The organism is Sagittula sp. SSi028 (assembly GCF_048553715.1).
Classification (GTDB): Bacteria; Pseudomonadota; Alphaproteobacteria; order Rhodobacterales; family Rhodobacteraceae; genus Sagittula.
Genome location: NZ_JBLZNC010000002.1, coordinates 515,614 through 541,268 on the forward strand (window position 1 = coordinate 515,614; position 25,655 = coordinate 541,268).

26 protein-coding genes and 2 tRNA genes are annotated in these 25,655 nt (G+C 61.0%); 14 read left to right on the forward strand and 14 right to left on the reverse strand.

Annotation, left to right across the window (positions count from 1 at the left end):
• The first annotated feature begins 73 nt into the window (after positions 1 to 73).
• Positions 74 to 397 (forward strand): DUF6280 family protein, encoded by a 324-nt coding sequence (locus ACN5AZ_RS06025; protein WP_183963483.1) that lies wholly within the window; start codon positions 74 to 76, stop codon positions 395 to 397.
• Positions 398 to 493: 96 nt separating this feature from the next.
• On the opposite strand, the gene ACN5AZ_RS06030 is transcribed toward ACN5AZ_RS06025, so the two are convergent.
• From ACN5AZ_RS06030 to ACN5AZ_RS06040, 3 genes are all read right to left on the reverse strand, one after another.
• Positions 494 to 1,432: a hypothetical protein gene (locus tag ACN5AZ_RS06030; RefSeq protein ID WP_419427953.1), complete on the reverse strand. Its 939-nt coding sequence runs from the start codon at positions 1,430 to 1,432 to the stop codon at positions 494 to 496.
• A 71-nt stretch (positions 1,433 to 1,503) separates the two neighbouring features.
• A complete protein-coding gene (locus ACN5AZ_RS06035; protein WP_419427954.1) occupies positions 1,504 to 2,913 on the reverse strand; it encodes a TolC family outer membrane protein in 1,410 nt (469 codons plus the stop codon).
• 30 nt (positions 2,914 to 2,943) lie between these two features.
• Positions 2,944 to 3,597, reverse strand: a complete 654-nt coding sequence (locus ACN5AZ_RS06040) for a protein-L-isoaspartate O-methyltransferase family protein (RefSeq protein WP_419427955.1) — start codon at positions 3,595 to 3,597, stop codon at positions 2,944 to 2,946.
• Between the two features lie 209 nt (positions 3,598 to 3,806).
• Here ACN5AZ_RS06040 and ACN5AZ_RS06045 point away from each other — a divergent pair.
• Positions 3,807 to 3,880, forward strand: a tRNA-Cys gene (locus tag ACN5AZ_RS06045).
• Between the two features lie 68 nt (positions 3,881 to 3,948).
• Here ACN5AZ_RS06045 and ACN5AZ_RS06050 read toward each other — a convergent pair.
• The 3 genes from ACN5AZ_RS06050 to ACN5AZ_RS06060 all read right to left on the reverse strand — a co-directional run bounded on the left by ACN5AZ_RS06050 (position 3,949) and on the right by ACN5AZ_RS06060 (position 6,435).
• Complete coding sequence (locus tag ACN5AZ_RS06050; RefSeq protein WP_419427956.1) at positions 3,949 to 4,509, reverse strand: tyrosine-type recombinase/integrase; 561 nt, start codon at positions 4,507 to 4,509, stop codon at positions 3,949 to 3,951.
• 156 nt (positions 4,510 to 4,665) lie between these two features.
• Positions 4,666 to 4,741, reverse strand: a tRNA-Thr gene (locus ACN5AZ_RS06055).
• Positions 4,742 to 4,788: 47 nt separating this feature from the next.
• On the reverse strand, positions 4,789 to 6,435 hold the full coding sequence (locus ACN5AZ_RS06060; protein ID WP_419427957.1) for an ABC transporter permease: 1,647 nt from the start codon (positions 6,433 to 6,435) through the stop codon (positions 4,789 to 4,791).
• A gap of 87 nt (positions 6,436 to 6,522) precedes the next feature.
• Here ACN5AZ_RS06060 and ACN5AZ_RS06065 point away from each other — a divergent pair, with 87 nt between their 5' ends.
• Both ACN5AZ_RS06065 and ACN5AZ_RS06070 read left to right on the forward strand, forming a co-directional pair.
• A complete protein-coding gene (locus ACN5AZ_RS06065; protein ID WP_419427958.1) occupies positions 6,523 to 7,404 on the forward strand; it encodes a hypothetical protein in 882 nt (293 codons plus the stop codon).
• A 104-nt stretch (positions 7,405 to 7,508) separates the two neighbouring features.
• Positions 7,509 to 8,399: a cation diffusion facilitator family transporter gene (locus ACN5AZ_RS06070; RefSeq protein WP_419427959.1), complete on the forward strand. Its 891-nt coding sequence runs from the start codon at positions 7,509 to 7,511 to the stop codon at positions 8,397 to 8,399.
• Between the two features lie 119 nt (positions 8,400 to 8,518).
• On the opposite strand, the gene ACN5AZ_RS06075 is transcribed toward ACN5AZ_RS06070, so the two are convergent.
• Complete coding sequence (locus tag ACN5AZ_RS06075; RefSeq protein WP_419427960.1) at positions 8,519 to 8,776, reverse strand: DUF2312 domain-containing protein; 258 nt, start codon at positions 8,774 to 8,776, stop codon at positions 8,519 to 8,521.
• A gap of 124 nt (positions 8,777 to 8,900) precedes the next feature.
• Between ACN5AZ_RS06075 and ACN5AZ_RS06080 the strand changes: the two genes are divergently transcribed.
• Positions 8,901 to 9,116, forward strand: a complete 216-nt coding sequence (locus ACN5AZ_RS06080) for a hypothetical protein (protein ID WP_419427961.1) — start codon at positions 8,901 to 8,903, stop codon at positions 9,114 to 9,116.
• An 8-nt stretch (positions 9,117 to 9,124) separates the two neighbouring features.
• Here the strand turns inward: ACN5AZ_RS06080 and ACN5AZ_RS06085 are convergent, their stop codons facing one another.
• Positions 9,125 to 11,128: an enoyl-CoA hydratase-related protein gene (locus ACN5AZ_RS06085; protein WP_419427962.1), complete on the reverse strand. Its 2,004-nt coding sequence runs from the start codon at positions 11,126 to 11,128 to the stop codon at positions 9,125 to 9,127.
• A gap of 133 nt (positions 11,129 to 11,261) precedes the next feature.
• Positions 11,262 to 11,474, reverse strand: a complete 213-nt coding sequence (locus ACN5AZ_RS06090) for a hypothetical protein (protein WP_419427963.1) — start codon at positions 11,472 to 11,474, stop codon at positions 11,262 to 11,264.
• A 201-nt stretch (positions 11,475 to 11,675) separates the two neighbouring features.
• On the opposite strand from ACN5AZ_RS06090, the gene ACN5AZ_RS06095 reads away from it, so the two are divergent.
• From ACN5AZ_RS06095 to ACN5AZ_RS06110, 4 genes are read left to right on the forward strand one after another with little or no spacing between them, the layout of a single operon-like run.
• Positions 11,676 to 12,539: an MBL fold metallo-hydrolase gene (locus ACN5AZ_RS06095; RefSeq protein ID WP_419427964.1), complete on the forward strand. Its 864-nt coding sequence runs from the start codon at positions 11,676 to 11,678 to the stop codon at positions 12,537 to 12,539.
• A 31-nt stretch (positions 12,540 to 12,570) separates the two neighbouring features.
• Positions 12,571 to 12,996 (forward strand): YeeE/YedE family protein, encoded by a 426-nt coding sequence (locus ACN5AZ_RS06100; protein WP_419427965.1) that lies wholly within the window; start codon positions 12,571 to 12,573, stop codon positions 12,994 to 12,996.
• A gap of 1 nt (position 12,997) precedes the next feature.
• Positions 12,998 to 13,435, forward strand: a complete 438-nt coding sequence (locus ACN5AZ_RS06105) for a DUF6691 family protein (RefSeq protein ID WP_419427966.1) — start codon at positions 12,998 to 13,000, stop codon at positions 13,433 to 13,435.
• Positions 13,436 to 13,444: 9 nt separating this feature from the next.
• Positions 13,445 to 13,870 carry a TIGR01244 family sulfur transferase gene (locus ACN5AZ_RS06110; protein WP_419427967.1) on the forward strand — a complete coding sequence of 142 codons (426 nt, stop codon included), beginning with the start codon at positions 13,445 to 13,447 and terminating at the stop codon, positions 13,868 to 13,870.
• 59 nt (positions 13,871 to 13,929) lie between these two features.
• On the opposite strand, the gene ACN5AZ_RS06115 is transcribed toward ACN5AZ_RS06110, so the two are convergent.
• From ACN5AZ_RS06115 to ACN5AZ_RS06135, 5 genes are all read right to left on the reverse strand, one after another.
• The gene (locus tag ACN5AZ_RS06115) at positions 13,930 to 15,087 is read right to left on the reverse strand and encodes a FliM/FliN family flagellar motor C-terminal domain-containing protein (protein WP_419427968.1); all 1,158 of its coding nucleotides are present in this window, start codon (positions 15,085 to 15,087) and stop codon (positions 13,930 to 13,932) included.
• Positions 15,088 to 15,185: 98 nt separating this feature from the next.
• Positions 15,186 to 17,879, reverse strand: a complete 2,694-nt coding sequence (locus ACN5AZ_RS06120; protein ID WP_419427969.1) for an ATP-binding protein — start codon at positions 17,877 to 17,879, stop codon at positions 15,186 to 15,188.
• Positions 17,876 to 18,178 (reverse strand): hypothetical protein, encoded by a 303-nt coding sequence (locus ACN5AZ_RS06125; protein WP_419427970.1) that lies wholly within the window; start codon positions 18,176 to 18,178, stop codon positions 17,876 to 17,878. The genes ACN5AZ_RS06120 and ACN5AZ_RS06125 overlap by 4 nt, the downstream gene beginning before the upstream one ends.
• Entirely contained in the window at positions 18,175 to 18,543 is a 369-nt protein-coding gene (locus ACN5AZ_RS06130) for a response regulator transcription factor (RefSeq protein ID WP_419427971.1), read from the reverse strand. Before ACN5AZ_RS06130 ends, ACN5AZ_RS06125 begins: the two co-directional genes overlap by 4 nt.
• 113 nt (positions 18,544 to 18,656) lie before the next feature.
• On the reverse strand, positions 18,657 to 19,949 hold the full coding sequence (locus ACN5AZ_RS06135; RefSeq protein WP_419427972.1) for a helix-turn-helix domain-containing protein: 1,293 nt from the start codon (positions 19,947 to 19,949) through the stop codon (positions 18,657 to 18,659).
• A 223-nt stretch (positions 19,950 to 20,172) separates the two neighbouring features.
• Here ACN5AZ_RS06135 and ACN5AZ_RS06140 point away from each other — a divergent pair, with 223 nt between their 5' ends.
• The 5 genes from ACN5AZ_RS06140 to ACN5AZ_RS06160 all read left to right on the forward strand — a co-directional run bounded on the left by ACN5AZ_RS06140 (position 20,173) and on the right by ACN5AZ_RS06160 (position 25,441).
• On the forward strand, positions 20,173 to 21,519 hold the full coding sequence (locus ACN5AZ_RS06140) for an ABC transporter substrate-binding protein (protein ID WP_419427973.1): 1,347 nt from the start codon (positions 20,173 to 20,175) through the stop codon (positions 21,517 to 21,519).
• A 126-nt stretch (positions 21,520 to 21,645) separates the two neighbouring features.
• Positions 21,646 to 22,653 carry a branched-chain amino acid ABC transporter permease gene (locus ACN5AZ_RS06145; protein ID WP_419427974.1) on the forward strand — a complete coding sequence of 336 codons (1,008 nt, stop codon included), beginning with the start codon at positions 21,646 to 21,648 and terminating at the stop codon, positions 22,651 to 22,653.
• A 4-nt stretch (positions 22,654 to 22,657) separates the two neighbouring features.
• Entirely contained in the window at positions 22,658 to 23,857 is a 1,200-nt protein-coding gene (locus ACN5AZ_RS06150) for a branched-chain amino acid ABC transporter permease (RefSeq protein ID WP_419427975.1), read from the forward strand.
• A 10-nt stretch (positions 23,858 to 23,867) separates the two neighbouring features.
• The gene (locus tag ACN5AZ_RS06155; protein ID WP_419427976.1) at positions 23,868 to 24,629 is read left to right on the forward strand and encodes an ABC transporter ATP-binding protein; all 762 of its coding nucleotides are present in this window, start codon (positions 23,868 to 23,870) and stop codon (positions 24,627 to 24,629) included.
• Between the two features lie 56 nt (positions 24,630 to 24,685).
• Entirely contained in the window at positions 24,686 to 25,441 is a 756-nt protein-coding gene (locus tag ACN5AZ_RS06160; RefSeq protein ID WP_419427977.1) for an ABC transporter ATP-binding protein, read from the forward strand.
• The last annotated feature ends 214 nt before the right edge of the window (positions 25,442 to 25,655 follow it).

The window sequence follows — 25,655 nt, forward strand, 5'->3', positions numbered from 1 at the left end:
TATCCGAATCGAAGCGAATACGCCATAACGCGCTCTACGCCGGAAAAGACAAGAGCAATAAAAAGGTCGCAACATGAAAGATTTCGTTGACGGTACCGCATTCAACGCAGAGCAAGGCAACCGCGCACGCAAGCTGTTTGCAGCGGTGGTTCTGGCTGCTCTGGACGATGCGATTGCCGATGACAAGAAGTATGGTAACGGCCCTGAACAGATCGCCCGCTGGGCGCGTTCGCGCGATGGGCGCGAAGTTCTGTCCTGTGCCGGCATCGATCCGAACGAACGTGTTGTTTCGGGTCTGATGGAGTTTGTTTCCAAAGGTGTCCGCACCTCCGTCGCGCTGTCGCGCGAGGAAAGCGAACGCCGCAATGCTGCTGCGCAACAGGCCGAAGCTGCCTGACCGGTCTCAGCAGACCAGTAGAGAAAACCCGCTCGGAAGAGCGGGTTTTTCTTTTTTCAGATATCGTTTTGCGATGTTCGGCTGCGCCCTGCGCGGTCAGTCGAACTCCTGCGTCATCATCACGCGATGAATTTCGCGGCGCACCAGCTTGCGCACGTTGCGCGTGATACGCTCTCCCAGAACGCCCTGCAGCTCTTGGCGCACGATGTCGGACACCATGTCGCGCAGCACCGCCTCGTCCAACACAGGCGCTTCTGTGACGGTCTTCGGCTCAACGGCCTGATCGCTTTCGATCATCGGCCGGTCCGGTGCGGACGCCGTATCAACGACCGCCTCAGGCGCGTCATCTTCCCACTCGATCAGATCATCGTCAGAGCGGTGACGGAACACAGGCTGGGCCGCTCGATCCTCGACAATGCTCAGGGTGACCGGCTCGGTGCCATCCTCTTCATCGTCGGCGATGTCTGCCGGTGCGTCCGAAGGTTCTGCCCGCCCCCGGACAAGCGCCTCTAGCGCCGCGATCTTGCGTTCCAGAACCTCGTCATGCGCTGGTGGCATGGTGTCTGCGGGCTCGGGGTCCTCCAGATCAGACGCGGTCGCGACCTCGTCTTCCTGATCCAAAGACGTGTCTTCGAGCGCGCGGCTCACCTCTTCCTCGACCAGTTGCGCAAGCAAGCTGATCTCGGCGGTTTCCGCCTCTATGTCCGCCTCTGCAGTCTCGCCCAGATCAATGGCGGTCGTGGGTTCTACTGGCGCGTCGACGATCGACAGATCGGCTTCGGTTTCCGGCTGCAGCTCCGCGGCCTGTTCCGGCTGAGAGGGAACGGCGGGGTTGGTCAGCAGAACCGGCTCAGGGCTCGGTTTGGGCTCGGGCTCTTGGACCCGCAGCGCCGGCGTCAACACCAGCCGCTCGACGCGTTTTGTCTCTCGCGGCGGAACAGGCGCGGGTTTAGCCGCGCCTGCATCCTCGGATACGAGTCGCCGAATCGAGGAAAGAATATCCTCTATTTCCACATTCGTGACAGCATCTGACATTGTTTTTCCACTCTGGCCTCGAGTCGAACTTTAACCGCTCGACCCAAGTCACACAATATATGTGGAAAAAGTTAGTTTTTCCCGAGCGCCTTCAGGACACGATCCAATTCCTGCCCCTGCTTGCTGCGCTGGACAGGCGCGGTGCGCACCAGATTGTAATAGGCCGACGGGTCGAATTTGGGCACGTCCAACTGCAGCGCCTCTGCGGTCATCAATCCGACAGATTCCAGCACACTGTAGGCCGCCTGAAACTCTGCGACCTCGGCGGAAATCAAAGCCACCCGCGCGTCGAGCAGATCCTGCTCGGCGTCCAAAACATCCAGCGTGGTACGCGCGCCCAGCGATGCCTCTTCGCGAACGCCCTGAAACGCTGTGCGCGCCGCACGCACCTGCTCCTGGAAGGACCGCTTGTTCGCCTGAGCCACGCGCAGGTTGGAGTAGGCAATCCCCACATCCTGTTCGACCGTCAGATAGGCCACATGCAATGCAGCGCGCTGCGCATCACGGGCGGCAATTGCCTGACGGACAAGGGCGCTGAGTTCGCCGCCCTTGTAGATGTCACCAGAGGCCCCCAAAGCGATACTCCCGCCCTTCTCAAAGGCGTCGGAGCTGAGCGATTCGGTAATGCCGTAGCTGCCGGACAGCGCCACCGTCGGTTTCATCGCGCCTTCGGCGATCAGAATCTGCAGCTCGGCGGCGGCCACTGCGTGACGCGCCTGCACCATGTCGGGGTGCTGGCGGACGGCCAGCTTTTTTGCCTCTTCGACGCTGGCGGGAATTTTCGGCAGCGACGTCGGCGCCACCAGATTGCCCGGATCACGACCAACGTACCGGTGAAACTGCTCACCGGCTGTGATCAAAGACCCTTCGGCAGCGGCCAGAGCCGCGACAGCTTCGGCCAATGCCGCCTGAGCCAGCGCCACATCGGTGCGCGTCACCTCGCCCACCTCGAAACGGTCATTCGCGGCGCGCACTTCCTGGCGCAGCACGCGGACGTTGTTCTGTCGCAGGCTCAGGGTTTCAACGGCTTCGCGGATGTCCAGAAAAGCCGTCGCGGCGCTCAGCAGCACCAACTGCTCGGCCCCCACCAGCGACGCACGGGTGGCCAGAACCGATTCCTTTGCCAGATCAACGCCCCGCTTCAGACGGCCCCCGGCGTACAACACCAATTCGCTCGACAGCTCGAAACTCGCCGTGTTGGTCACAGTGTTGCTCACCAACCCCGGCACGCCGGAATCCGAGAAAGACCGGGCAACACTGCCGCTCCATTCCAGAATAGGACGCATCGCAGCCAAAGCCAGCGCAACATCCTCATCCGCAGAGCGGAGCAATGCCCGGTTTTGTTCGATCGCGCCGCTGTGCTGGTAAGCATCGCTTAACGTTTCCGCCAAGGTTTCGCCCAAAGCGGTGGTTGCCATACTCATGGCAAACACAGTCGCAACGACACGCTTCACGCCCTTTGCGTAGATACTGCCCAACATGTTTGGCCCCCTTCGACCATCTCCGTCGCTTTAGAAAGCGAATTCTGTTTTCTTTTCAAATCCAGGGATCACCGGTGCCGTTCCGTTGAACGCATCACGCCAGTTCATCACGCCATCAATCTTGCGACCGATACGCACAGTGCCAAGCGCGCCCTCGATCATGATGGCTGCGATGCGCCCACCCTCTTTGAGCTGCGCGGTCAATGGCTCCGGCAAGACTTCGACGCCGCCCTCGATCATTATCACGTCATAAGGCCCGTGTTCCGCCGCACCTTCGGTCAGGGCGGCGCTGTGCAACACGACGTTGTCGGCGTGATGCTCGGCAATAAGGGCCTGCGCCTCTTCCAGACGCTCCGCGTCATCCTCGACCGCGACAACCGCCTCGGCAATTCGGGCGATCACGGCAGCGGAATATCCGTAGCCCACACCCAGATCCAGAACGAGATCATCGTTGTTGATGTCGAGCGCATCAAGCATCTTGGCAAACAGCCGGGGGTCCAGCAGAACCCGACCCGCGCCAAGATCGATATGCTCGCTGACATAAGCGGCCTCAATCCGATCGCGCGGCACAAATGCCTCTCGCGGGACGGTCAGCATCGCATCGATGATGGGAAATTCAGTCACATCCGAGGGCCGCACCTGGGTGTCGACCATCATACGGCGTCGTGTGGCAAAGTCGCTCATGCACTAAACTCTTTCGTTCAGGTACCTTGAGGCGGTTCTGCCACATCCAACCCGATGCGGCAATGTCCCAGCCCATCAAACTTTGCACAAGATCAGCCATTCCTTGAAATTCCACGACGAGAGGTGCGGAATCGGACTTGCGGATCCCCCAAGACCCGCCTAGAAGAGCCGACACCACGCGCCTGACACCACACATGGCGCGATCGAGAGGCGAGTTGGCGGAGTGGTGACGCAGCGGATTGCAAATCCGTGTACACCGGTTCGATTCCGGTACTCGCCTCCATTTACCTTCAAGCACTTGCGTCACTCCTTTCAGTGTAGCGGCCCTGCCGTTTACATACGCGTTTACATTCACCGCACATTTTCTTGCTGTTTGGCGCGCTCAAGCTTCCTGCTCATCTCGTCACTTTCGTCTGGGCTAACGCGAGCGTAAATTTCGATCACTTGCGATGCGTCGCGGACAGACCACCCCATCAAGGTTGCAATTTGGCGTAGAGAGAGGTCCGCATTGAGCAAGCGAGTAGCCGCTGTGCCCCGTGTATCGGCTAACGTTTTCTCGCGGCCATCTTCCCAAGGCGGTATCTTGGCTTCGCGCCGCCACTTAGTGATCTGGTTGGAGGCCCAGCGAGCAGATAGGTGATGGCCAAGCTGGCTGACAAGAAGTGTCTCTTGTCCTGCTGGAGTCGCTTCAACGAGCTCCGCCAAGCCAGTAGTCACGGGGATATATGCAACCCGGCCACGCTTGCCTGTCTTGAAGCGTAAGCGTTTCCCACACCGGGTGTCTCCGCAGTGATCAATCCGAACCTGCACCAGGTCCGACACTCGCCGTCCGGTCTCACAGCCCAACAACAGGATGCGCTGCACCCAGCCTGGCGCTACCACAAATATTACAGCGCTACTCGTTACACTCATATTTTTCGGAACATCGCGCCAATTTTGCGCTTTCGACGATCAGGCGTGTGTGAATGTCAGCCTGCGCGAAAATGTCTGCTAAATGTCTGATCGCGCAATCAACAGCAAAATCACCTGATGATATCGCGCTTACCGTATTGATGTTTAAGGATTAAGTGGTGCCCCCACACGGACTCGAACCGCGGACCTACTGATTACAAATCAGTTGCTCTACCAGCTGAGCTATAGGGGCACGCCGCACCGTCTAGCGAAGATTTTGGGCGGTGAAAAGCAGAAAATTCATCGATTTGCCCGAGCCAGCAAACTCACGGCCAAAAGGCCGGTCAGGATCACCAACATCGCTGCAGGTGCGGCGCCTCCGAGGTTTTCCAAAGACGCCTGCTCATGCACGCGTGTGGCCAGTGTTTCATAGTTGAACGGGCGCAAAAGCAAGGTGGCAGGCAGTTCTTTGACGCTGTCGACGAAAACCAGAAGCAAAGCGGAGGCGATCGAACCGCGGACCAGCGGGTAATAGATTGATGTCAGAACTTGCCCACGCGACCGCCCCAGACTGCGCGCAGCCAAAGGCAGATTGGGCGAGACACGCTCCATCGCGGCGTCCGCCGCCCCCTGCGCGATGGCGAAGAAGCGCACACAATACGCCAGCACCAGCGCAAATGCCGTGCCTGTCAGAACCAAGCCCGGATCCCACCCCGTCAACGCCAGAACACCATCGGCCATCGTGTTGTCGATGGCAGCCAGAGGAATCAGGATGCCCACGCCCAGAACCGCCCCGGGTGCTGCGTAGCCGATCGTGGTCACAGGCAGCAGCAGACGTGGCAGGCGCTGCCCCGACAGGCGCACGCCGTACACCAAGAACACGCCTGCGGCGACCGTAAGGCAGGCCGCAAGCCCGCACACGATCAGAGTGTTAAGCCCCGCGTGCCACAAGCGGCTGTCCAACCAGAGCTCTGCATTCGACAGCGCGTGGGACATGATGACAGAGGTCGGCAAGACAAACCCCAGCAACAGGGGCAGTACACAGGCCGTCATCGCCAGATATCCGCGCCATCCCGCAAGTTTGCGGCGCGTGACAGGACGGCTGCGCGTCGAAAGGTTAAAGAACTGCATCTTGCGGCGGGACAATTTCTCGAGCGTGACCAGACAGACCACCATCATCAGTACCACCGATGCGATCTGGGCCGCCCCGCCTGCGTTGTTCGATTCCAGCCAGACCGAGAAAATGCCGGTGGTCAGGGTCTGCACGGCGAAATAATCGACGGTGCCGAAGTCATTGATGCTTTCCATCATCACGATAGCCGTGCCCGCAGCAATGGCCGGGCGCGCCAGCGGCAGACCCACGCGCCAGAACCGCGCGAACCCGCCCGCCCCGAGAGAGCGCGCCACCTCATCCGAAGAAGCGGACTGTTCACGGAACGCCGCGCGGGCCAGCAAATAGACGTAAGGAAACTGCGCCGCCGCCAACACCAGAATGGCCGCGCCGAGCGAGCGGATTTCGGGAAACCAGTAGTCACGCGCTGTCTGCCAGCCAAAGAACTGGCGCAGCGCCGTCTGCACCGGCCCCGCATATTCCAGAAAATCCACCAGGGCGTAGGCGCCCACATAGGCCGGAATGCCCAAGGGCAGCAGCAAAGCCCATTCCAGCCAACGCCGCCCCGGAAAGTCATGCCGCGCCACCAGCCAAGCCGCTCCGGTTCCCACCATCGCCGCCAGAACGCCCACGCCAACTGCCAATTGCGCGGTCGTCGTCACGTAGCGCGGCAAGGTGGTCGCGATCAGATGCGGCCAGATGTTTTCCTTGGGAAACAGCGCGATACCGAACACCGCCAGAATAGGCGCACAGACAATGACCGCGATCATCACGGCCCCCAGCGACCACCGGTCCGGAAGGGGCAAACTGCGGCGCAGCGTCTTGGTTATGGCCATGCAAAGACCCTTTCTGCGGTTTTCCTCAGGCAGAAAAGGCTTATAGTGCCACAGTCGAGCAACGGAAACCCTAAGACGTCTGAACCCATGCAGGTGATCCTTCACACTGGCGTGCATTGCACAGACGAGGATCGCATCCTCAAGTGCCTGCTGCGCAACGCCGAAAACTGGCGCCACGAGGGCGTCGCCATTCCCGGTCCGTCAAAGTACCGAAAGCTCTTGGCGGGCTCGATTGCCAAGCTCAAGAACGCGACACCCGACGAGGATGTGCGCGATGTACTGCTTGACGCCATCCTGACAGAGGACCCCGGCAAGATCGACCGCCTTATCCTGTCGAACGAGAACTTCTTTTCCGTGCCCAAGCTGGCGGTGCAAAATGCCCGCCTATATCTGCGGGCAGAGGCGCGTCTGGAAACCTTTGCGCGGATTTTCGAACAGGACGACGTCGAGATCTACATGGGGCTGCGCGATCCGGCGACCTTCCTTCCGGCGGTTTTTGCGGCCAGCCCGCACCCGACATTCGAGAGTTTTCTGGATGGCATGGATCCGATGCAGATGCGCTGGTCGGATTTGATCCGCCGGATTCGCGACCGCCTGCCCCATGTCCCGATCACCCTGTGGTGCAATGAAGACACCCCGCTGATCTGGGGTCAGGTCATCCGAGAGTTGGCAGGCATAGAACTGACACGCAAGATCACCGGCGCGTTTGATGTCTTCAGCCAGATTATCGACCGTGAGGGGATGAAACGGTTCCGCGCCTTTCTGGCAGGGAACCCCAATATCAACGAAATTCAGAAGCGTCGCGTCATGGCTGCGTTTCTCGACAAATACGCCAAAGATGAAGAGATCGAAGAGGCCGTGGACATTCCTGGCTGGGACGCGGCCTATGTCGACATGCTGACAGAGCTGTACGAGGACGATCTGGACACGATTTCCCGCATGCCCGGCGTGACGCTGATCACGCCCTAAAGGCGACGTTTATGCTGTATGCAGGATAAACTGGCAGCACTGCCGGGTTGAGCCAAATGTCCTCGCAGGCTACGGGGAGGCAGCAAGGCGACGGAATCGGCACCATGAGCAGAAAGATGAAACTGGCATTGGGCAGCCTTGTGCTGGGCGGGATCGTTCTGGCGCTGAAAACGCTCGCGTGGTGGCTGACCGGTTCGGTCGCGCTGCTGTCGGACGCACTGGAAAGCACGGTCAATCTGGCCACGGCCTTTGCTGCATTGGTGGCGGTTCAGGTGGCGGCGCGCCCCGCTGATTCCCAACACCCTTGGGGCCACCACAAGGCCGAGTATTTCTCTGCCGTGCTTGAAGGGGTGATGATCTGTGTCGCTGCGCTGTTCATCCTTCATCAGGCGTGGGAGGGCTTTCAATCGCCACGCGTCATTGATGCGCCGCTGACCGGTCTGGTCATCAATGCCGTCGCGACCGCCCTGAACGGCGCATGGGCACTGGTCCTGATCCGCCGTGGTCGCAGCCTGCGGTCCCCTGCCCTTGTCGCCGATGGCAAACACCTGTGGACCGATGTGATGACCTCTGTCGGGGTGGCTGCGGGCGTCTTGCTGGCGCTTCTGACCGGCTGGTGGCTGCTAGACCCGCTGATGGCCGTGTTGGTGGCGGTCAACATCCTATGGTCCGGCTGGCGGGTGATGAGCAGCTCGCTGAGCGGTTTGCTCGATGAATCCGTTCCCGATGACGAACTCGCCCGCATCCGTGACGTGATTGCAGAAAACGCCGATGGCGCGGTCGAAGCACATGACCTGCGCACGCGCCACGCCGGTGCGGCAACCTTTGTAGAATTTCATCTGGTTGTGCCGGGAGAGACCACGGTGTTTGACGCCCACGAGATTTGTGACCGCATTGAACACGCCATGCATGACGCCGTGCCGCAAAGCCGCGTCACCATCCATGTGGAACCGGAACATAAGTCAAAACATCAGGGGATTGTGGTTCTCGACTAAGGACCTCTGCTCCCTGCCGGACCATCCCCGGACGGAAACGCAGAAACGCAGCTTCCGACGGCTGTGCCGGAAGCTGCGTCCAATATTATTCTTAACGCGCCTGACCTGCGGCCAAGTGATCAGGCCATGCCCAGCGCGGCCTTGTACATTTCCAGCACCGCCTCTTCTTCGGCGATGTCATCGGCGTCGCGCTTGCGCAAGCTGATGACCTTGCGCATGACCTTGGTGTCGTAGCCGCGGCCCTTTGCCTCTGCCATGACTTCCTTGATCTGCTCTGCGATCTCTTTCTTCTCTTCTTCCAGCCGTTCGACGCGCTCGATGAACTGGGTCAGCTCGCCTGCGGCGACACCATAGCTGTCACTGGGGGTATCCTGCATATCTTGCCTCCTGCGGGTGTTGCGTTCGGATACAGCCGTGCCGCGCGCGCATCAAGGGGCTTGCGCAGCTCAAGGGCCTGCTTTACCCGAACCAAAGTTTGTTTACGGGAACGGAGAATGCGGCATGGAATGGCTGATCTGGGTCGGAGTGATCATGTCTGTGATCGGTCTTGTCGGGCTGGTGTTAAGCATTGTCCGCGTCTGGCGCGCCCGCCGTGCCGGTCTGACCGACGATGAGCTGCGTCAGGCCGTACAGCGCGCGATGCCGCTGAACATGGGCTCTCTTTTTCTGTCTACCCTTGGCCTGATGGCTGTGATCATGGGCATTTTTCTGGTCTGATCCGCCACTCACGGCTGGCTGACAAAACTGCGACCGTATTTGATGTGCTCTGCCCAATCGGGTGTCGGCGTCCAGAAGGCACGGTCGGGATGATCCATACGCTCCAAAAGCTTCATCAGCTTCAGCATGCCCATCTGTCCTGCTGCCATCATCGGCCCGCCTTTGACGCGTGGGAAATCCAGCGCAAGAATGGCGACCGCGTCGATGTCCGAGGCTTTCTGCGCCATGCCGGACTGTAACAACCGCGCGCCCTCATTCGCCACAGCCGCGATCAGGATATGGACGATGTGATCGGGGTCAAACGTTTGCGGATCACGCCGCGCGTTGAGCAGCCTCTTCACAACGCCTGCCCGCTCGGCGCCGTCATCCGTCCAATTGTAAAAGCCACGGCCCGCGACCCAGCCCTCGCGCCCTTCGGCGATGAGCAGGGCCGACCAGTTGTCTGCCCCCTCGGCACGCTGCGCCTTGGCCAGATCCTGCAGGCCGCGCATATCACGGGTGCGAAACGGCGGTCGCCCCCACCCCCAGTGTTCGACGGCGTCATCGACCTCGTAAGGGTCGGCCCCCATGTCCAGCAAAGCATCCGCCGCGCGATGCAGGGCCGCCGCCAAACGGCCGGCAATGCTGTCACCACGTGACTTCACATGCACCGGAACCTTGTTCATCCGCTCCGCCAGCGCACGCCCATAGGCCACCTGTTCGGCGCTGCAGACCGGTCCTTCGACAATCTCGACCAAACGGGTGGAAAACACCGGTGGCGCAAACCGCAGGCCCAGCGCATCCACGCGGGATGACATGGCCACAGCGCGCACTGTGCCTTCAGGCGCGGGCACCGATCCCTGACCGCGCGCTGCATGAATGACAATGTCCGCACCATCGATCATGTCAGCGCTGCTGCCGTGATTTAAAAGCTCCAGCCGCGCCTTGCTTTGCTCTTGGGACAGGCCCCCGCCTTTGACACCGGTGGCGAATATCTCGCGCAGCTGTTCGACGCCTTCGCCCAGCGCCTCGGCGTCATGGGCGCCCCAGTTCACCCCAAGCCCTGCATTCAGTGCCGACACGGCAATCTGCATGGCCAAGGGACCCTGCCCCAGAACCGCGATCCGGTCGATCTGCGGGGGCGCGATGTCCTGCGGCAAGGCAAACCGCCGCGCCGAGCGTTCAGCGGTAAAGGCATGCCGCAACGCCTGCGCCGCCTCTGACGCAAGGCAGCTTTCAAAGGCGTCCTGCTCCATGCCCAAACCGGCCTCGAACGGCAAAAGCGGCACCGCTTCTACCAGATCAATCACATGCGCCTGTCCCGCGTGGCTGTCATCCTTTGCAAGCGCACTGCGATATTTGGCAATCGCCTGCGCGTAACCTGCATAATCCGCCAGCATATCCATCCGGTCGCGCGTCGGGCGCAACGCCGCCGTCCCAGTGGGTAAGGTGTCGCGAAACGCCAAGGCGGCGGTGCGCAAATCACCATCGACGATCTCATCGACCAAACCACGCCCGACACCGCGATCAGCGATGACAGAGCCGCCCGTGGTCAAAAGGTGCAGCGCCTGTGCGGTGGGCAACAAACGCGGAAGCCGCTGCGTCGCCCCGGCGGAGGGGGGCAACCCCATACGGATTTCAGGCAGACCCATCCGGGTTCCGGGCTGCGCGATGCGATAATCGGCGGCCAGCGCCAATTCCAACCCGCCGCCGAAAGCCGTGCCATGCAGTGCCGCGATCACCGGTTTGGGCATTGCCTCCACACGGTCACACAAATCGCGCAGAAACGGAGCCTTCAGTCCGCTTTGATATTCCGTCAGATCCGAACCAGCGGGAAAAGTGCTCCCGGTGCCAAGCAGAACAACCACCTCGACAGAGGTGTCCGCTTCGGCGCGATCCAGCGCCGCCATCAAACCCGCCCGCACCGCATGCGACAGGCTGTTGACCGGCGGATGGTCGATGCTCAGGAACGCCACACGATCCGTGACGGAATAATGGATGCCTTCTGCCATACGCCTGCCGTCGCGCGCCATTCTGACACGCCCCTTTTGCCCCACGACACGATTTCGTGCCATTTTGCAGACAATTAGACTCTAATCAGCGCGGCAAGGCAACTTATTCACAGGCTAAGGCCGCACGTCGTCGCAAACGCGCGGCACGCAGGCCTCAGACCGGCATGTTGTCAAAGAAATCCTCGGCATCCTGCTCGGTCACGCGGGTCAGGGTTTCCCGTGCCCAAGCCGGGATACGCTGACCGGAAGATCTGAGCGCATCCAGCCGTCGTCGCAAATCACAAAGCGCATCGGTTCTTCGGTCCTGCGGCATCAGTTCGACACGGCGGCACAGGTCTTCGAGTTGTTGATGGTGTAGGTTCGTCATCTATTCCTCCCGATTTTATGATTTTCACGTACGGTCTTAATGGGCTGTTTTGATCTCCTGTCAGGGGCGCGATGCCCCGATTCTCCCTGCGGATAATGTGGCACAACAAGCCGATCATTTCATTAATTCAAAAACGCAAAGGCCCCTTGATACACATTCAATTATCATTATATGAAATCTACAGCACACAAGGAGGCCGTCATGTCACCAGAAGTCACCGCCTTTTTCGACGAGGCGACAAACACCATTTCCTATGTCGTCCGTGATCCGAACGGCAAAGCTTGCGCTGTGATCGACAGCGTGCTGGATTTTGACTACGCCTCTGGCCGCACGGACACGAAATCGGCCGACCAGATCATCGCGCATATCAAGTCCGAAGGTCTGGAGTGCCAATGGCTGCTGGAAAGCCATGTGCACGCCGACCACCTCAGCGCCGCACCCTATATTCAACAACAGGTCGGCGGAAAGATCGGGATCGGTGACAATATCCGCATCGTGCAGGATACCTTTGGCAAGGTATTCAACGAAGGTACGGCCTTTGAACGCGACGGATCGCAGTTTGACCAACTGTTTGCCGAAGGTGACAGTGTTCACATCGGGCAATTGCGCGTGGATGTGTTGCATACGCCGGGCCACACCCCCGCCTGCCTGACCTATGTCATTGGCGATGCGGCGTTTGTGGGGGACACGCTGTTCATGCCTGATTTCGGCACCGCGCGCTGTGATTTCCCCGGCGGGTCGGCGGAAACGCTCTATGCCTCGATCCAGAAGATCCTCGCGCTGCCCGATGAGACACGCATCTTCGTGGGCCACGATTACAAGGCACCGGGCCGCGAGGATTATGCCTGGGAGACCACCGTTGGTGAGCAGAAGGCCCGCAATATCCACATCGGAGGAGGCGCGGACCGCGACAGCTTTGTCGATATGCGCCAGACGCGGGACGCGCAACTGGCCATGCCGCGTCTGATCATCCCGTCCCTGCAGGTCAACATGCGTGCGGGACAGATGCCCGAGGCGGATGAAAACGGGGATGTTTTCCTCAAGGTGCCGGTCAACAAGCTCTGACCGGCGGAACAAAACATACAGGAACGACAACATGCCAATGGATTGGATTTGGGGGCTGATCGGCGGTTTGCTGATCGGCACCGGGGGCGCGGTGTATCTGCTGGGCAACGGCAAGATCATGGGCGCCAGCGGAATCATAGGCGGTCTGGTCGACGGATCAGGCCGCAACACAGCGCTTGAACGGGCGCTGTTTCTTCTGGGCGTCGCCGCCCTGCCGCTGCTTTTGTTGCCGTTTGTCGGGTCGGCTGACACGCATGTGACGGACAATCCGGCGGTCCTGATCGCCGCCGGGCTGCTGGTCGGGCTCGGCACGCGACTGGCCAATGGCTGCACCTCCGGCCACGGGGTCTGCGGCATGTCGCGACTGTCGCTGCGCGGCTTTGTGGCCACGACCTGCTACATCGGCGCGGGGGGCCTGTCCGTCGTTCTGTTTCGTCACATTTTGGGGGTGATCTGATATGTTGCGTCATGTGATTGCGCTTCTGGCTGGTGGGCTGTTTGGCGCGGGCCTGTTGGTTTCGGGCATGACCGACACCACGAAGGTGCAGGGATGGCTGGATATTTTCGGCAATTGGGACCCGACATTGGCTTTTGTCATGGGGGGCGCCATGATCCCGATGGCCGTGGCATGGATGGTAAGACGCGGGCGCAGCACATCGCTGACCGGTGCGGCGCTGCCGCCACCGCCGTCGACGCGCCTTGACCGGCAATTGATCGTGGGATCGGTCATGTTCGGCATGGGCTGGGGCCTTGCCGGCCTGTGCCCCGGACCGGCCATCGCCGCGCTCAGCTTTGGTGGCGCAAACCTGTATATCTTCGTTGCGGCCATGATCGTCGGCATGCTGGGTGCACCGGTGGTGCGCACGCATCTGGACAGAGCCGTTCCGGCAGAATAAGCCTGTGTCATGAGCCCGAACCAGATTTCAGACACATACAGCGTAAGCCCGCAAATCTCTCCCGAGGATGTGGCCGCTTTGCGCGAAGCCGGTTTTGTCATGGTGCTGTGCAACCGCCCCGACGAAGAAAACCCGCCCGCGCTTCAGGCCGACGCCATGCGTCAGGCCGTCGAAGCAGAGGGGCTGCGCTTTGAAGTGCTGCCTCTGACCCATCAGACGATGAACGCCGAGAACATCCTGCGCCAGCAGGAGCTGATCGAAAGCGCCGGAGGGCCGGTGCTGGCCTATTGCGCGTCCGGCACCCGTAGCACCGTGGTCTGGGCTTTGGGCCAGGCCCCTGTGCAAGGCGCCGACAAGGTGATCGAGACCGCCCGCAGCGCAGGCTATGACATCTCGGGCCTGCGCCCGACGCTACAGGCCATGGCCCAAAGCTGACAGCGGTTCATCCGAACGTAAAAGGCCCCGCAGCACCGGCGTGTTGCGGGGCTTTTTGTTTATTCGTTGAAGTCGATGTCGATGCTGCCTGATCCGAAGTCCATGTCGAAATCGCTGGTGTCCATCAGATCCGCGCCCGCGTCGAAATCGGTTTCGCCGCCTCCGTCGAATTCCAGCGCGGGCAATTCGGGAAGCTCTTCGACACCGGCGTCTTCGGCTGGCATCGCATCCAGTTCCGGGAACCCATCGTCGCTGGCGGGCAGTGACGGCAGATCCCCTGCCGGCGCATCGGATGCAGTCAATCCGCTGCCGAAATCCCCCGACAGGTCAGATCCCCCCGCCCCTTGTGGCCCAAGCACAGGCCAGGTCAGGCGCACCGCGCGCAACCCGTTGATCTGGCCCAACCGCCCCTTGGCCACCAACTGTCCATGCGCGGCGTAAACCTCAACCCGGTCCAGTGCGTCAGGCGCCAAGGACAAGGTGTCGCCCGGCTGCAGGGCTTGCGCTTTGGCCAAGGACAGACTGACACGGGACAAGACCGCATCCAGACGAGCCGGAACACGTGATAGAATATCAGCATGCGGTCCCGCCCCCTGCCCCGCAGGATCAGGCGGCCGCTTTGGTTTCGGGACCGGCAAGATGAAAGACAGCCGCCCCTTGCGCCGCCCCAGCGCCAGATCGACATCCGCACGGAACGCCTTGTATCCGGCGGCATCCAGCAAAAGCCCCGCAGCACGCGCGTCCTCCAGCATGGCGCCAAAGCGGAAGCCCTGGATCAAAGGTTGCATGGGACTGTCGGTCAGCGCCACGGTCAGCCGTTCCAGCGCCCCATCAATTAAAGGTGCGACCATGGCAGCATCGGTCTGGGTCAGGCCGCGCTCCTCCTCGATCGGCATTTGGGTGACCTGCTGGATGGTCTGCACCTCGATCAGGGCGGTCAAAACATGACGATCCACCGTCGCGAGCCCCACCGCGCCATCCGGCCCATCAAGCAAAAGCAACAGATCGGTTTTTTGCAGCCCCTCGATCACCCCGTCCTGATCGAGATTCTCGACCACAACGGCTTGGGTCACCAATGCAAGGTCCCAAAGCACGTCCGCCGTTTTGGACAAGGCGCGGCGCAATGCCTTGGACGGCGACATGCCGCGCGCCTCGAACGCGCGCAGCGCCGCTTGTGCCTTTTGGCCCAAAACGTCGTCTCTTGCCCCGTCAGCCATACAGAATTGCACCCGTCATAGTATCCGTCTCCGCGCACCTCTTATCGGCGGATTTGGTTACCAAGCGCTTTAACAAACCCTTTTTTGCTAAAACTTGCTCAAAGCATAGAACGCGACGCATCCGTGGCCTGCCGGATCGGCAGCGAGACACGGAACGCCGCACCGCCAAGGCCGGGAACATAGGCGATTTCACCGCCCAGACGGGCCATAATCTGCCTGCAGATCGCAAGCCCAAGCCCCGCGCCACCCGCCTTTTGGTCTGAAACACGGGCAAATTTTTCAAAGACCACATCGCGCGCCTCGGGCGAAACACCGCTGCCGTTGTCGATGAAATCAATCTTTAACATACCGCCATCGGCGTTGACGCGAATCTGCAGCTCCGGCTGGTCGGCGTCGCAATATTTACGCGCATTGGCGATAAGATTGATGAACACTTGGCTGAGCCGCTCGATATCGGAATAGATCCACAGCGCCTCGTCATCCGCCCGGCGCCGGATCGCCAACCGCCCGCCCTCATCCGCAAGCGCCGAGGCCACGGCACGGTCCAGAACATCCGACAACCGTCCTTCGGCAAGGTTCAGATTGACCTGACCGTTTTCCAGAACCGACAGATCCAGCAAATCATCCAACAGGCGGGTCAGGCGGATGGCCTCGTCATGGATGATCGACGCATAGCGGGCCTTCTCCGGTGCCGGGAGATTATCGACGTCGCGCAAAATTTCGGAAAATGCGCGAATGGAGGTCATGGGCGTGCGAAGCTCATGACTGATCTGGCTAAGAAATGCGTCCTTTTGCACCGACAGGCGGGTCAGCTTGTCATTGGCGCTGCGCAGCTCGGCCGCGGTGCGCCCCAGTTCGCGCGACTGCGCCTCTAGCCGGGCAGAGTATTCCATCAATTGCGCCGATTCATCTGCGACCGCCAGCAGATCCTCGACCGACACCGACATCCCGCCGGTGATTTGGCCGACCATGGCATGCGCAGTCGCCGCCCCGACCGACCCAGCCAAAACGCGTTCCAACCGCAACAGGAAATCACGTGTCGGCGCGGGCAGATCCCCTTCGATCCCCTGTCGCGCGGCCTCACGCGCGAACAGGGCCTGCGCGTCACGCGCGCCAAGAATGCGCTGCGCCATGATCATCAGGTCTTCGGTCTGGGCCGATCCCGCAAGCCATGACCGCGTCCCGCCGGGCGACGTTTCGACCGACACGAACTGCGCCGCTTGCAGCCGCTCCACCGGAGAGGGCTGCGTCATCATCGACGAAATGGCAAAGGCAAAACTGTTCAGCGCAAGCGACCAGAACACCGCATGCAGCAGCGGGTCCAGCCCCGCGACGCCAAACAACGCCTCGGGATGCAGCCAGCCGATGCCAAGCGGTCCGCTCACCAGCCAGCTTTCCGGCATCAGTGCGCCACCGCCAAGCGACGGAATGTACAAGGTATAGAGCCAGGTGCAAAATCCCGCCGTCAGCCCCGCCAGCGCCCCGACCCGCGTCGCGCCACGCCAGAACATCCCCCCCAGCATGGCAGGCAGCACCTGTGCCACGCCGGTAAAGGACACATAGCCGATCGACGCCAGCGCCGCCCCGCCGCCCGACAGCGCGTAGTACAGATACCCCAACAGCAGCACGCCCGCGATCGACAGGCGTCGTGACAAAAGCACCACCTGACGGACATCGCCGGACACGCTCACCGTGCCGCGCTGCGCCTTGAGCCAGATCGGCATGACGATGTGGTTGGACACCATCGTCGACAGGGCAATCGCTGCAACAATCACCATGGATGTGGCCGACGAAAAGCCCCCCAGAAAGGTCAGCAGCGCCAGCCCGTCTGCCTGCTGGCTCAACGGCAGGGTCAGAACGAAAAGATCCGGGTTCGCGCCTTCTGGAAGCAGGTCCATGCCGACAACGGCGATGGGCACCACAAACAGGCTCATCAACAGCAGATAAAGCGGAAAGGCCCAAGCTGCCATGCGCAATTGCTTGTCGGAATCGTTCTCGACGACCAGCACCTGAAACATGCGCGGCAGGCACAAGAACGCCGCAGCGGACAGCAGCATCAACCCCGCCCAGCGCCCGCCATCTACCTGCCAGGCCCCCATGGGGGAGGCATCGATCCGCGCGATCACATCGCCCAGGCCGCCCGCCAAACCCCAGACCACAAAGCCCCCCACCGCCAGCAGCGCCGTCAGCTTGACGACCGCCTCAACCGCGATGGCCATGACGACGCCGTGGTGACGCTCGCTGGAATCCAGCGTCCGCGTGCCGAAGATCACGGTAAAGACCGCAAGCCCGACCGCCACCCAAAAGGCGGTGTTGCGCGGCGTGCCCTGCGCCGCATCATCGAGATGGGCGAAGACATCCACCGATAGGGTAACCGACTGCAATTGCAGCGCAATGTAGGGTGTGGTGCCCACCACAGCGAGGATCGTCACCGCCACCCCGAGCAGGTTGGATTTGCCGTAGCGCGATGAAATGAGATCAGCGATGGACGTTATACGCTGGCTGCGTCCGATGCGCACCAGCCTGCGCAGCACCCACCACCAACCGATCATTACCAATGACGGGCCAAGGTAGATCGTCAGATATTCAACGCCGTTGCGCGCGGCGCTGCCGACCGCCCCGTAAAAGGTCCAGCCCGTGCAATAGATCGACAGAGACAGCGTATAGATCACCGGCGCGCGCAGCCATCGCACGCGACCCCGCGCCGCCGCGCGTTCGGCGAAAAAGGCCACCGCGAACAGCAGCGCCACATAGCTCAGCGAGATCGCAGCCAGCCCGTTCAGCGATGTCATCGACGCGCCTCGGGGCGGTCAGGGGCGCTGGCCCGCCGGATCGCGCGGATCAACAGACCCGTCGCCACAGGCAGCGCAGCCCAGACCGCAAAAAGGTAAATCAAAACGCCGGAGGTCGTGGTCTGTGCGGAAGGATCCCGCCACAACAGCGGCAAAAGCCACAAAAACAACCCGATAAATGGAAGAACGCAGGCCGCATCAACGATCCGGCGACGGCGAAAGTTGCGCTGTTCCAGCTCGAACGAGGTGATCCCCGACCCGCGGCCCGGTGCCCGGCCGGAGGCGTCAGGCTCGCTCACGCGCCTGACAATGCCTTGACGGCATCCAGCACCTCGGCGTTGGAAAAGGGCTTGGTCATGAAGCGGCTGGCGCCTGCGCGCTCGGCCTCTTCACGGTCCTTGGTCTGCCCGCGCGCGGTCAGCATCAGCACCGGCAAACCCGCTGTCTGGCTGTCGTCGCGCAGCTCCCGCAATATGTCGTACCCCGACCGCCCCGGAAGCATCGCATCCAGAATCACCACATCCGGCGTCCGCTCATGCACGGTTTCAACAGCCGTTTCGCCGTTGGAATGTGCATGCACCTGCCAGCCGTCACGCGACAGGATAAATTTGATCGCTTCGATGATGTTCGGTTCGTCTTCGATCAGAAGAACCTTTCCGCCCATAAATCTCCCCTAACCTGCCGGCCCCTCGTTACAGGGTCTCCTCCCCCCGCAAGTGGCGCGATCTTAGGCGGTTTTGGAACCCGCTGTCAAAATACGATTGCACGCGCGGCCAATCAGCTTGTCGAAAGGATCGACGGCTCCCTGCGGGCGGGACAGTCCGGTTTGGGGCATAGCCTGCAGGTCACACCAACACGCAACGGATCAGCCGCCCCCGAGGGCGCGCGCCGAACCAGCATATGCGAGCGGAACAGCGGATCGCTGTTGGCCACCAAAGGACCTGCCGGCGTGGCCTGCGCCTCGACCCGCAGCGTGGCACCGGCGCGGTCCAGCGCCTGTAGCTCTGTCGCAAGCAACGCATAAGGCCGCGACAGCGCCGCGTACAATGGCCAAAGCGGACAGGCCGCGCCGAACCGGGGCATCGGAAAATCCGGCAAAGGCTTGCGGTAGATCAACACCCCCGAGGCGTCGCAAATGGCCAAACCCACCGGATCGGGCAGCACCTCTGGCGGCATGGCGGCCAATCGACGCATCACGCGCACCGGAGCTTCGCCCAAGGCCTGCGACAGATCCAGCGGGTCAGGTCCGGCCTGCGCAAGATGCGGTTGCAGCTCCTCTATTGGCAAAGCTTCGGCGTCTTCGGCGTAACGCTGCAGCCAGTCGCGCAACAACACCTGCGCGGCGCGGGAAATACCGCTGCCCAGCCGGGTGGCGGCCTCCTCGACAGGACTGCCGCGTTCCAGCTCCGGGATATGATGCCCCGCGCGTTCCAGCACGCCATCCAGTTCCTCTTGCGGGGTGCCGGTTTCGGTGGCCTCGGCATTGTCCGCCTCGAGATAGGTCACCAACCCGCGTGAGGTTTCCGTCAGACGCGCGGAATCCTCGTAAATGTTGCGGTGAAAGCGGGCTTGCCACTCTGCGTCGATCTCCCCCGGTTCTGCCAGAATGGAGGCCGCAGACCGGATGGCCGTCACCGTCGACAGCATTTCATGCAAAGAGGCGGCAAGCTGCGGATCATGCGTCATCCGGTCGGTGAGAACCTGCACCGACCGTTCCAACTGTGTCACGCGGTCCCGCATGGCAAGCATCGCCGCCGCCCATCCCGGAAAGCGGCCCGCAAATTCATCTACACGGTCGACTTCGGCCCCGGCCTGCGGCACGTCTGAAGCTGCCTCGCGCAGACCTGCAATCAGTGCCGCGCCCGCGCCCTCGCTTAGGGCGGCGCTGTCCACCCCCAGAGCCTGCGCGATCTCAAGCAGGAGTTTGCCGCCGATTCTGCGCCGATTGTGCTCGATTAGGTTGAGATAGGACGCTGAAATACCCGCTGAACGCGCCAAATCCGCCTGTCTCATCCCCTGCGAGATGCGTCTTTCGCGAATTCGCGAGCCGGTTAACGTATCCCGAGCCATTCCCATTCCCTTGCGTAATCAAGCACTTTCTGCGCCGCGACATAAATCAATTTACAACGTACCACATTCAAGTTTTCAAATCTTGACAAAAAAACCGTTTGATCAAAGCCGGTTGTTGCGCGGTTTTCCACACCTGCCCCATAGTAATTTTGCACACAGGTGCAAGCGCTCGGCGGGAAGAGGAGCCCAAAGAGCGACTTTTATAAAAATCTGGGAGGATTTTATGTCCAAGATCAACCTGACCCGTCGTGGCATGTTGCGCACGGGCGCCGTGGCCGGTGCCGGCCTTGCGCTGCCGACTTATCTGTCCGCGGCCAGCCACTCCGGCTTTACCAACGCGCCGGGCGACAGCACCGTCACGCTGGGCTTCAACGTTCCGCAGTCGGGCCCCTATGCCGACGAGGGTGCCGATGAACTGCGCGCCTACGAGCTTGCTGTCGAGCATCTCAACGGCGGTGGCGATGGCGGTATGCTCAACACCTTCTCGTCCAAGGTGCTGGAAGGGAACGGCATCCTTGGCCGTAAGGTCGAATATGTGACCGGCGACACGCAGACCAAATCCGACGCCGCACGCGCATCGGCCAAGTCGATGATCGAAAAAGACGGCGCGATCATGATCACCGGCGGGTCGTCCTCGGGCGTGGCCGTGGCCGTACAGGGCCTGTGCCAAGAGGCAGGCGTGATCTTTATGGCCGGTCTGACCCATTCCAACGACACCACCGGCAAAGACAAAAAAGCCAACGGGTTCCGTCACTTCTTTAACGGATACATGTCCGCCGCCGCCTTGGCGCCGGTTCTGAAAAACCTCTATGGCACCGACCGCAAGGCATACCACCTGACGGCCGACTACACATGGGGCTGGACGCAGCAGGAATCCATCGCGGCCGCCACCGAGGCCATGGGCTGGGAGACGGTCAACAACGTTCTGACACCGCTGGCCTCGACCGACTTCTCGTCCTACATCGCGCCTGTTCTGGATTCCGGCGCGGACGTTCTGGTGCTGAACCACTACGGCGGGAACATGGTCAACTCGCTGACCAACGCCGTGCAGTTCGGCCTGCGCAACAAGGAAGTTAACGGCAAGAACTTCGAGATTGTCGTTCCGCTGTTCTCGCGTCTGATGGCGCGCGGCGCGGGCGAGAACATCAAAGGCATCGTTGGCTCCACCAACTGGCACTGGTCGCTGCAGGACGAAGGCTCCAAGGCGTTTGTCAAATCCTTCGGCACGAAATACGGCTTCCCGCCCAGCCAGGCGGCGCACACCTGCTATGTGCAGACGCTGCTCTATGCGGATGCTGTGGCCCGCGCCGGGTCGTTCAACCCCTGCGCCGTGGTCGAAGCGCTCGAAGGGTTCGAGTTCGACGGCATGGGCAACGGCCCGACGCTGTACCGCGCTGAAGACCACCAGTGCTTCAAGGACGTGCTGGTCGTGAAGGGCAAGGAAAACCCGACGTCCGAATTCGACCTTCTCGAAGTCGTCGAAGTCACCCCGGCCAGCCAGGTCACCTACGCCCCCGATCACCCGATGTTCGCGGGCGGTAACCTCGGCTCCTGCAACCCGGGCGCCTGACCTTGATGCGGCAGGGTGGGCACAGCGCCCGCCCTGCCACATCGGTCTTCCGGCTTTGTCACTTTTCGTATCCTCTGACCGCAATCGGCCAGAGGTTTCTCCACACTCAACCCAATGGTGGGGGCAATGGACGCAATCCTGCTTCAAATTCTCAACGGGCTCGACAAGGGCTCGGCCTATGCGCTGATTGCGCTGGGACTCACGCTGATCTTCGGCACACTGGGCGTCGTAAACTTTGCCCATGGTGCGCTGTTTATGATCGGCGCTTTCTGTTCGGTCTTTCTGCAACGGCTGCTGACCCTGTCGTTCGAAACCGTCGATCCAACCAAAACCGACTTTCTGGGCAACCCGCTGAAGGTCAAAACACCCTATATCGTGGACTGGTTCGGTGAGGCGCCCGGCAATGCGATCATAGACTGGTCCGTGCCGCTGGCCATCCTGTTTGCCATCCCGGTGATGCTGCTGATCGGCTACGTCATGGAACGCGGGCTGATCAAACACTTTTACAAACGCCCCCACGCGGACCAGATCCTTGTGACCTTTGGTCTGGCCATCGTGCTGCAAGAGATCATCAAAGCCTTCTACGGCGCCAACCCGATCCAGACCCCTGCCCCCGATGCCCTGTCCGGCGTCTGGGAGGTGCTGCCCGGTATCATGTATCCCGCTTGGCGCGTGGTCTATTTCTGCTTCTCCGTTGCGGTGATCGGTGCGGTTTTTGCGTTCTTGCAGTTCACCACCTTCGGCATGGTGGTCCGTGCGGGCATGGCCGACCGCGAGACCGTCGGGCTGCTGGGCATCGACATCGACAAACGGTTCACCCTGATGTTTGGCTTGGCCGCTGGCGTCGCCGGTCTGGCCGGTGTGATGTACGGGCCGATCAACGCCCCCAACTATCACATGGGCATGGACTTCCTCGTGCTGTCCTTTGTTGTGGTGGTTGTCGGTGGCATGGGATCGCTGCCGGGTGCCGTTGCTGCGGGTTTCCTGCTGGGCATTCTGGAAAGCTTTGCCTCCATGACCTGGGTGATCGAGCTGATCCCCGGCATCAACCAGATCATCATCTACCTCGTCGCCATCGTCATCTTGTTGGTCCGCCCGCGCGGTCTGCTGGGACGCAAAGGCGTGATGGAGTAAACTCATGTTCGGACTTGAAAAAAGAGACACGCAACTGTTGATCATTGTCGCCGTTCTGACAATGTTCGCGCCCTTCATCCTGAACCCTTTTCCCACCGACAGCGGGCTGGCCCAGTTCAATGCGGGCTACCCCGACCTGATGCAACGCTTTGTCATCTTCGGCATCTTTGCCATCGGGTTTAACATCCTCTTCGGGCTGACCGGCTATCTGTCCTTTGGCCACGCGGCCTTTCTGGGCGTGGGCAGCTATTCGGCGGTCTGGATGTTCAAACTGCTGAGCATGAACATCCTGCCCGCCATCATCCTGTCGGTGATCATCTCGGGTCTGTTTGCATGGGTCATCGGCTTTATCTCGCTGCGACGCACGGGGATCTACTTCTCGATCCTGACGCTCGCCTTTGCGCAGATGTCGTTCGCTCTGGCCTATTCGGTTCTCACACCCATCACCAACGGCGAGACCGGCCTGCAGATCCTGCTGGATGACCCCCGCATTCTGGGCGTGTCGCAAACTGCGGATGGCTCGATCCCTGTGACCAACCTCTTCGGGCTCGAGATGCGGGCAGCCACCGATCTGGTCATTGGACCGTGGAGCTTTACCTTCTCCGCCGGATACTACGTCTGCGCCGTGATCCTGCTTCTGGCGTTTTACCTGTCGATCCGCATCTTCCGTTCACCGTTCGGCATGATGCTGCGGGCGATCAAGTCCAACCAGACGCGGATGAACTACACCGGCCTGAACCCCAAGCCCTACACCTTGGCGGCCTTTGTGATCTCTGGGATGTATGCCGGTCTGGCGGGCGGTCTGATGGCCTCGATGGACCCGCTGGCAGGCGCCGAGCGTATGCAGTGGACCGCCAGTGGCGAGGTGGTGCTGATGACCATTCTCGGCGGTGCGGGCACGCTGATCGGGCCGGTGCTGGGCGCAGGCATGATCAAATACTTCGAGAACATCTTCTCGAAGATCAACGACAACGTCCTGCATGGCTGGTTCAGCTTCATGCCCGACGGGATCGAAAACCTGCTGGTCGGCATCATCCACCCCTTTGTGGGCAAAGGCTGGCACCTCACGCTTGGCATCATCTTCATGCTGGTTGTGACCTTTCTGCCCGGCGGTCTGGTCGAAGGGGGGCAACGCATCGCGCGTCTGTTCCGCAAATCGCAGCCGCAGGACGATAAATCCGCCACCACCGAACCTGCCGAATAAGGAGAACGTTATGGGAATTCTTGACGTCAAAGACGTGGGCAAACGGTTCGGCGGGCTTAAGGCGCTGTCGGATGTGAACCTCAGCGTGGCAGAAAACACTTGCCACGCCATCATCGGCCCCAATGGCGCGGGCAAGTCCACATTGCTCAACTGCCTTGTGGGCAAGCTGATCCCCGACACCGGATCGGTCATGTTTGACGGGCAGTCCGTGCTGGGCCGTTCGCCCCATGAAATCAACCAGATGGGCATTTCCCGTGTGTTCCAGACGCCAGAGATCTTTGGCGATCTCGACGTGATGGAAAACATGATGATCCCGCTGTTTGCCAAACGGGACGGGGCCTACCGGATGCATGCTTTTGAGTCCGTGATGTCCGAGCGACAGCTGATTGAGCGCGCCGAGCAAATGCTCGAAGAGGTCAACATGCAGGACAAGCGGCACATGCAAACCGCCTCTATGTCGCGGGGCGACAAGCGCCGCCTCGAGATGGCGATGTGTCTGGTCCAGGATCCCAAGCTGTTGTTGCTGGATGAGCCCACCGCCGGCATGGCGCGGGCCGACACCAACAACACCATCGATCTGCTGAAAGAGATCAAAGAGCAGCGCGACATCACCATCGCTATCATCGAACACGACATGCATGTGGTGTTTTCACTGGCCGACCGGATCACCGTTCTGGCGCAGGGCACGCCGCTGGTCGAGGACGTCCCCGAAAAGATCAAGGGCCACCCAAAGGTGCAAGAAGCCTATCTCGGCGAAACCGCTACCGCCTGAGGCCATCGGCGGGGTGACAACCCCGCCCTACATCCCCTTTCCGAAAGGACAAAAAGATGAACGTGCGTCCTGACTTTTCCAAGAACGCCAACCACGCCGAAACCGCCCCCGCCTTTCTGTCGGTCTGGGACATGCACAGCTACTACGGCGAAAGCTACATCGTGCAGGGCATTTCCTTTAACGTGCACGAAGGCGAGATCCTTGCCCTGCTTGGCCGCAACGGAGCGGGCAAAACCACGACCCTGAGATCGATCGCACGTCTGGATGACCCACAGGTTAACAAGGGCGAGATCTGGCTGGATCATGAACCGCTGCATTTGATGAAATCGCATCAGGCCTCGGTTGCCGGGCTGGGCCTCGTGCCCGAGGATCGTCGCATCATCCCCGGCCTGACGGTCGAGGAAAACCTGCAGCTCGCGCAGATCTCGCCGCCGATTGGCTGGTCCTTGGATCGCTTGTACGAACTATTCCCCCGCCTTGGCGAACGGCGCAAGCAGGAAGGTGTGACCCTGTCCGGCGGCGAGCAGCAGATGCTGGCGATCGCCCGCGCCTTGGCCCGCGATATCAAGGTGTTGCTGCTTGATGAGCCATACGAAGGTCTGGCCCCGGTGATCGTCGACGAGATTGAAAAGACGCTGCGCCACATCAAGGAGCAGGGCATGACCACCATCATCGTGGAACAAAATGCCGTGCGGGCCTTGCAACTGGCAGACCGCGCCGTGATCCTCGACACCGGATCGATCGTGTTTGATGGGTCTGCGGCAGAAGTGCTTGAAAATGAAAGCCTTCGCGCAGAATACTTGGCCATCTGACGCAGCCATTCGGCGGCACCAAAGGATAACTTGTCTTTCGGGGCCGAGGGATTTTCCTTGGCCCCGACTGTTGAGCGCAAAGGTTTGGAGGAGAACCCATGAGCACCACCCACGCACCATCAAGCACGCTGGTGTCCGGGGCGCATGTTGATGCGGCGCGGTATGATGAGATGTATGCGGCCTCGGTCGCGGACCCGGTTCGGTTCTGGGGCGA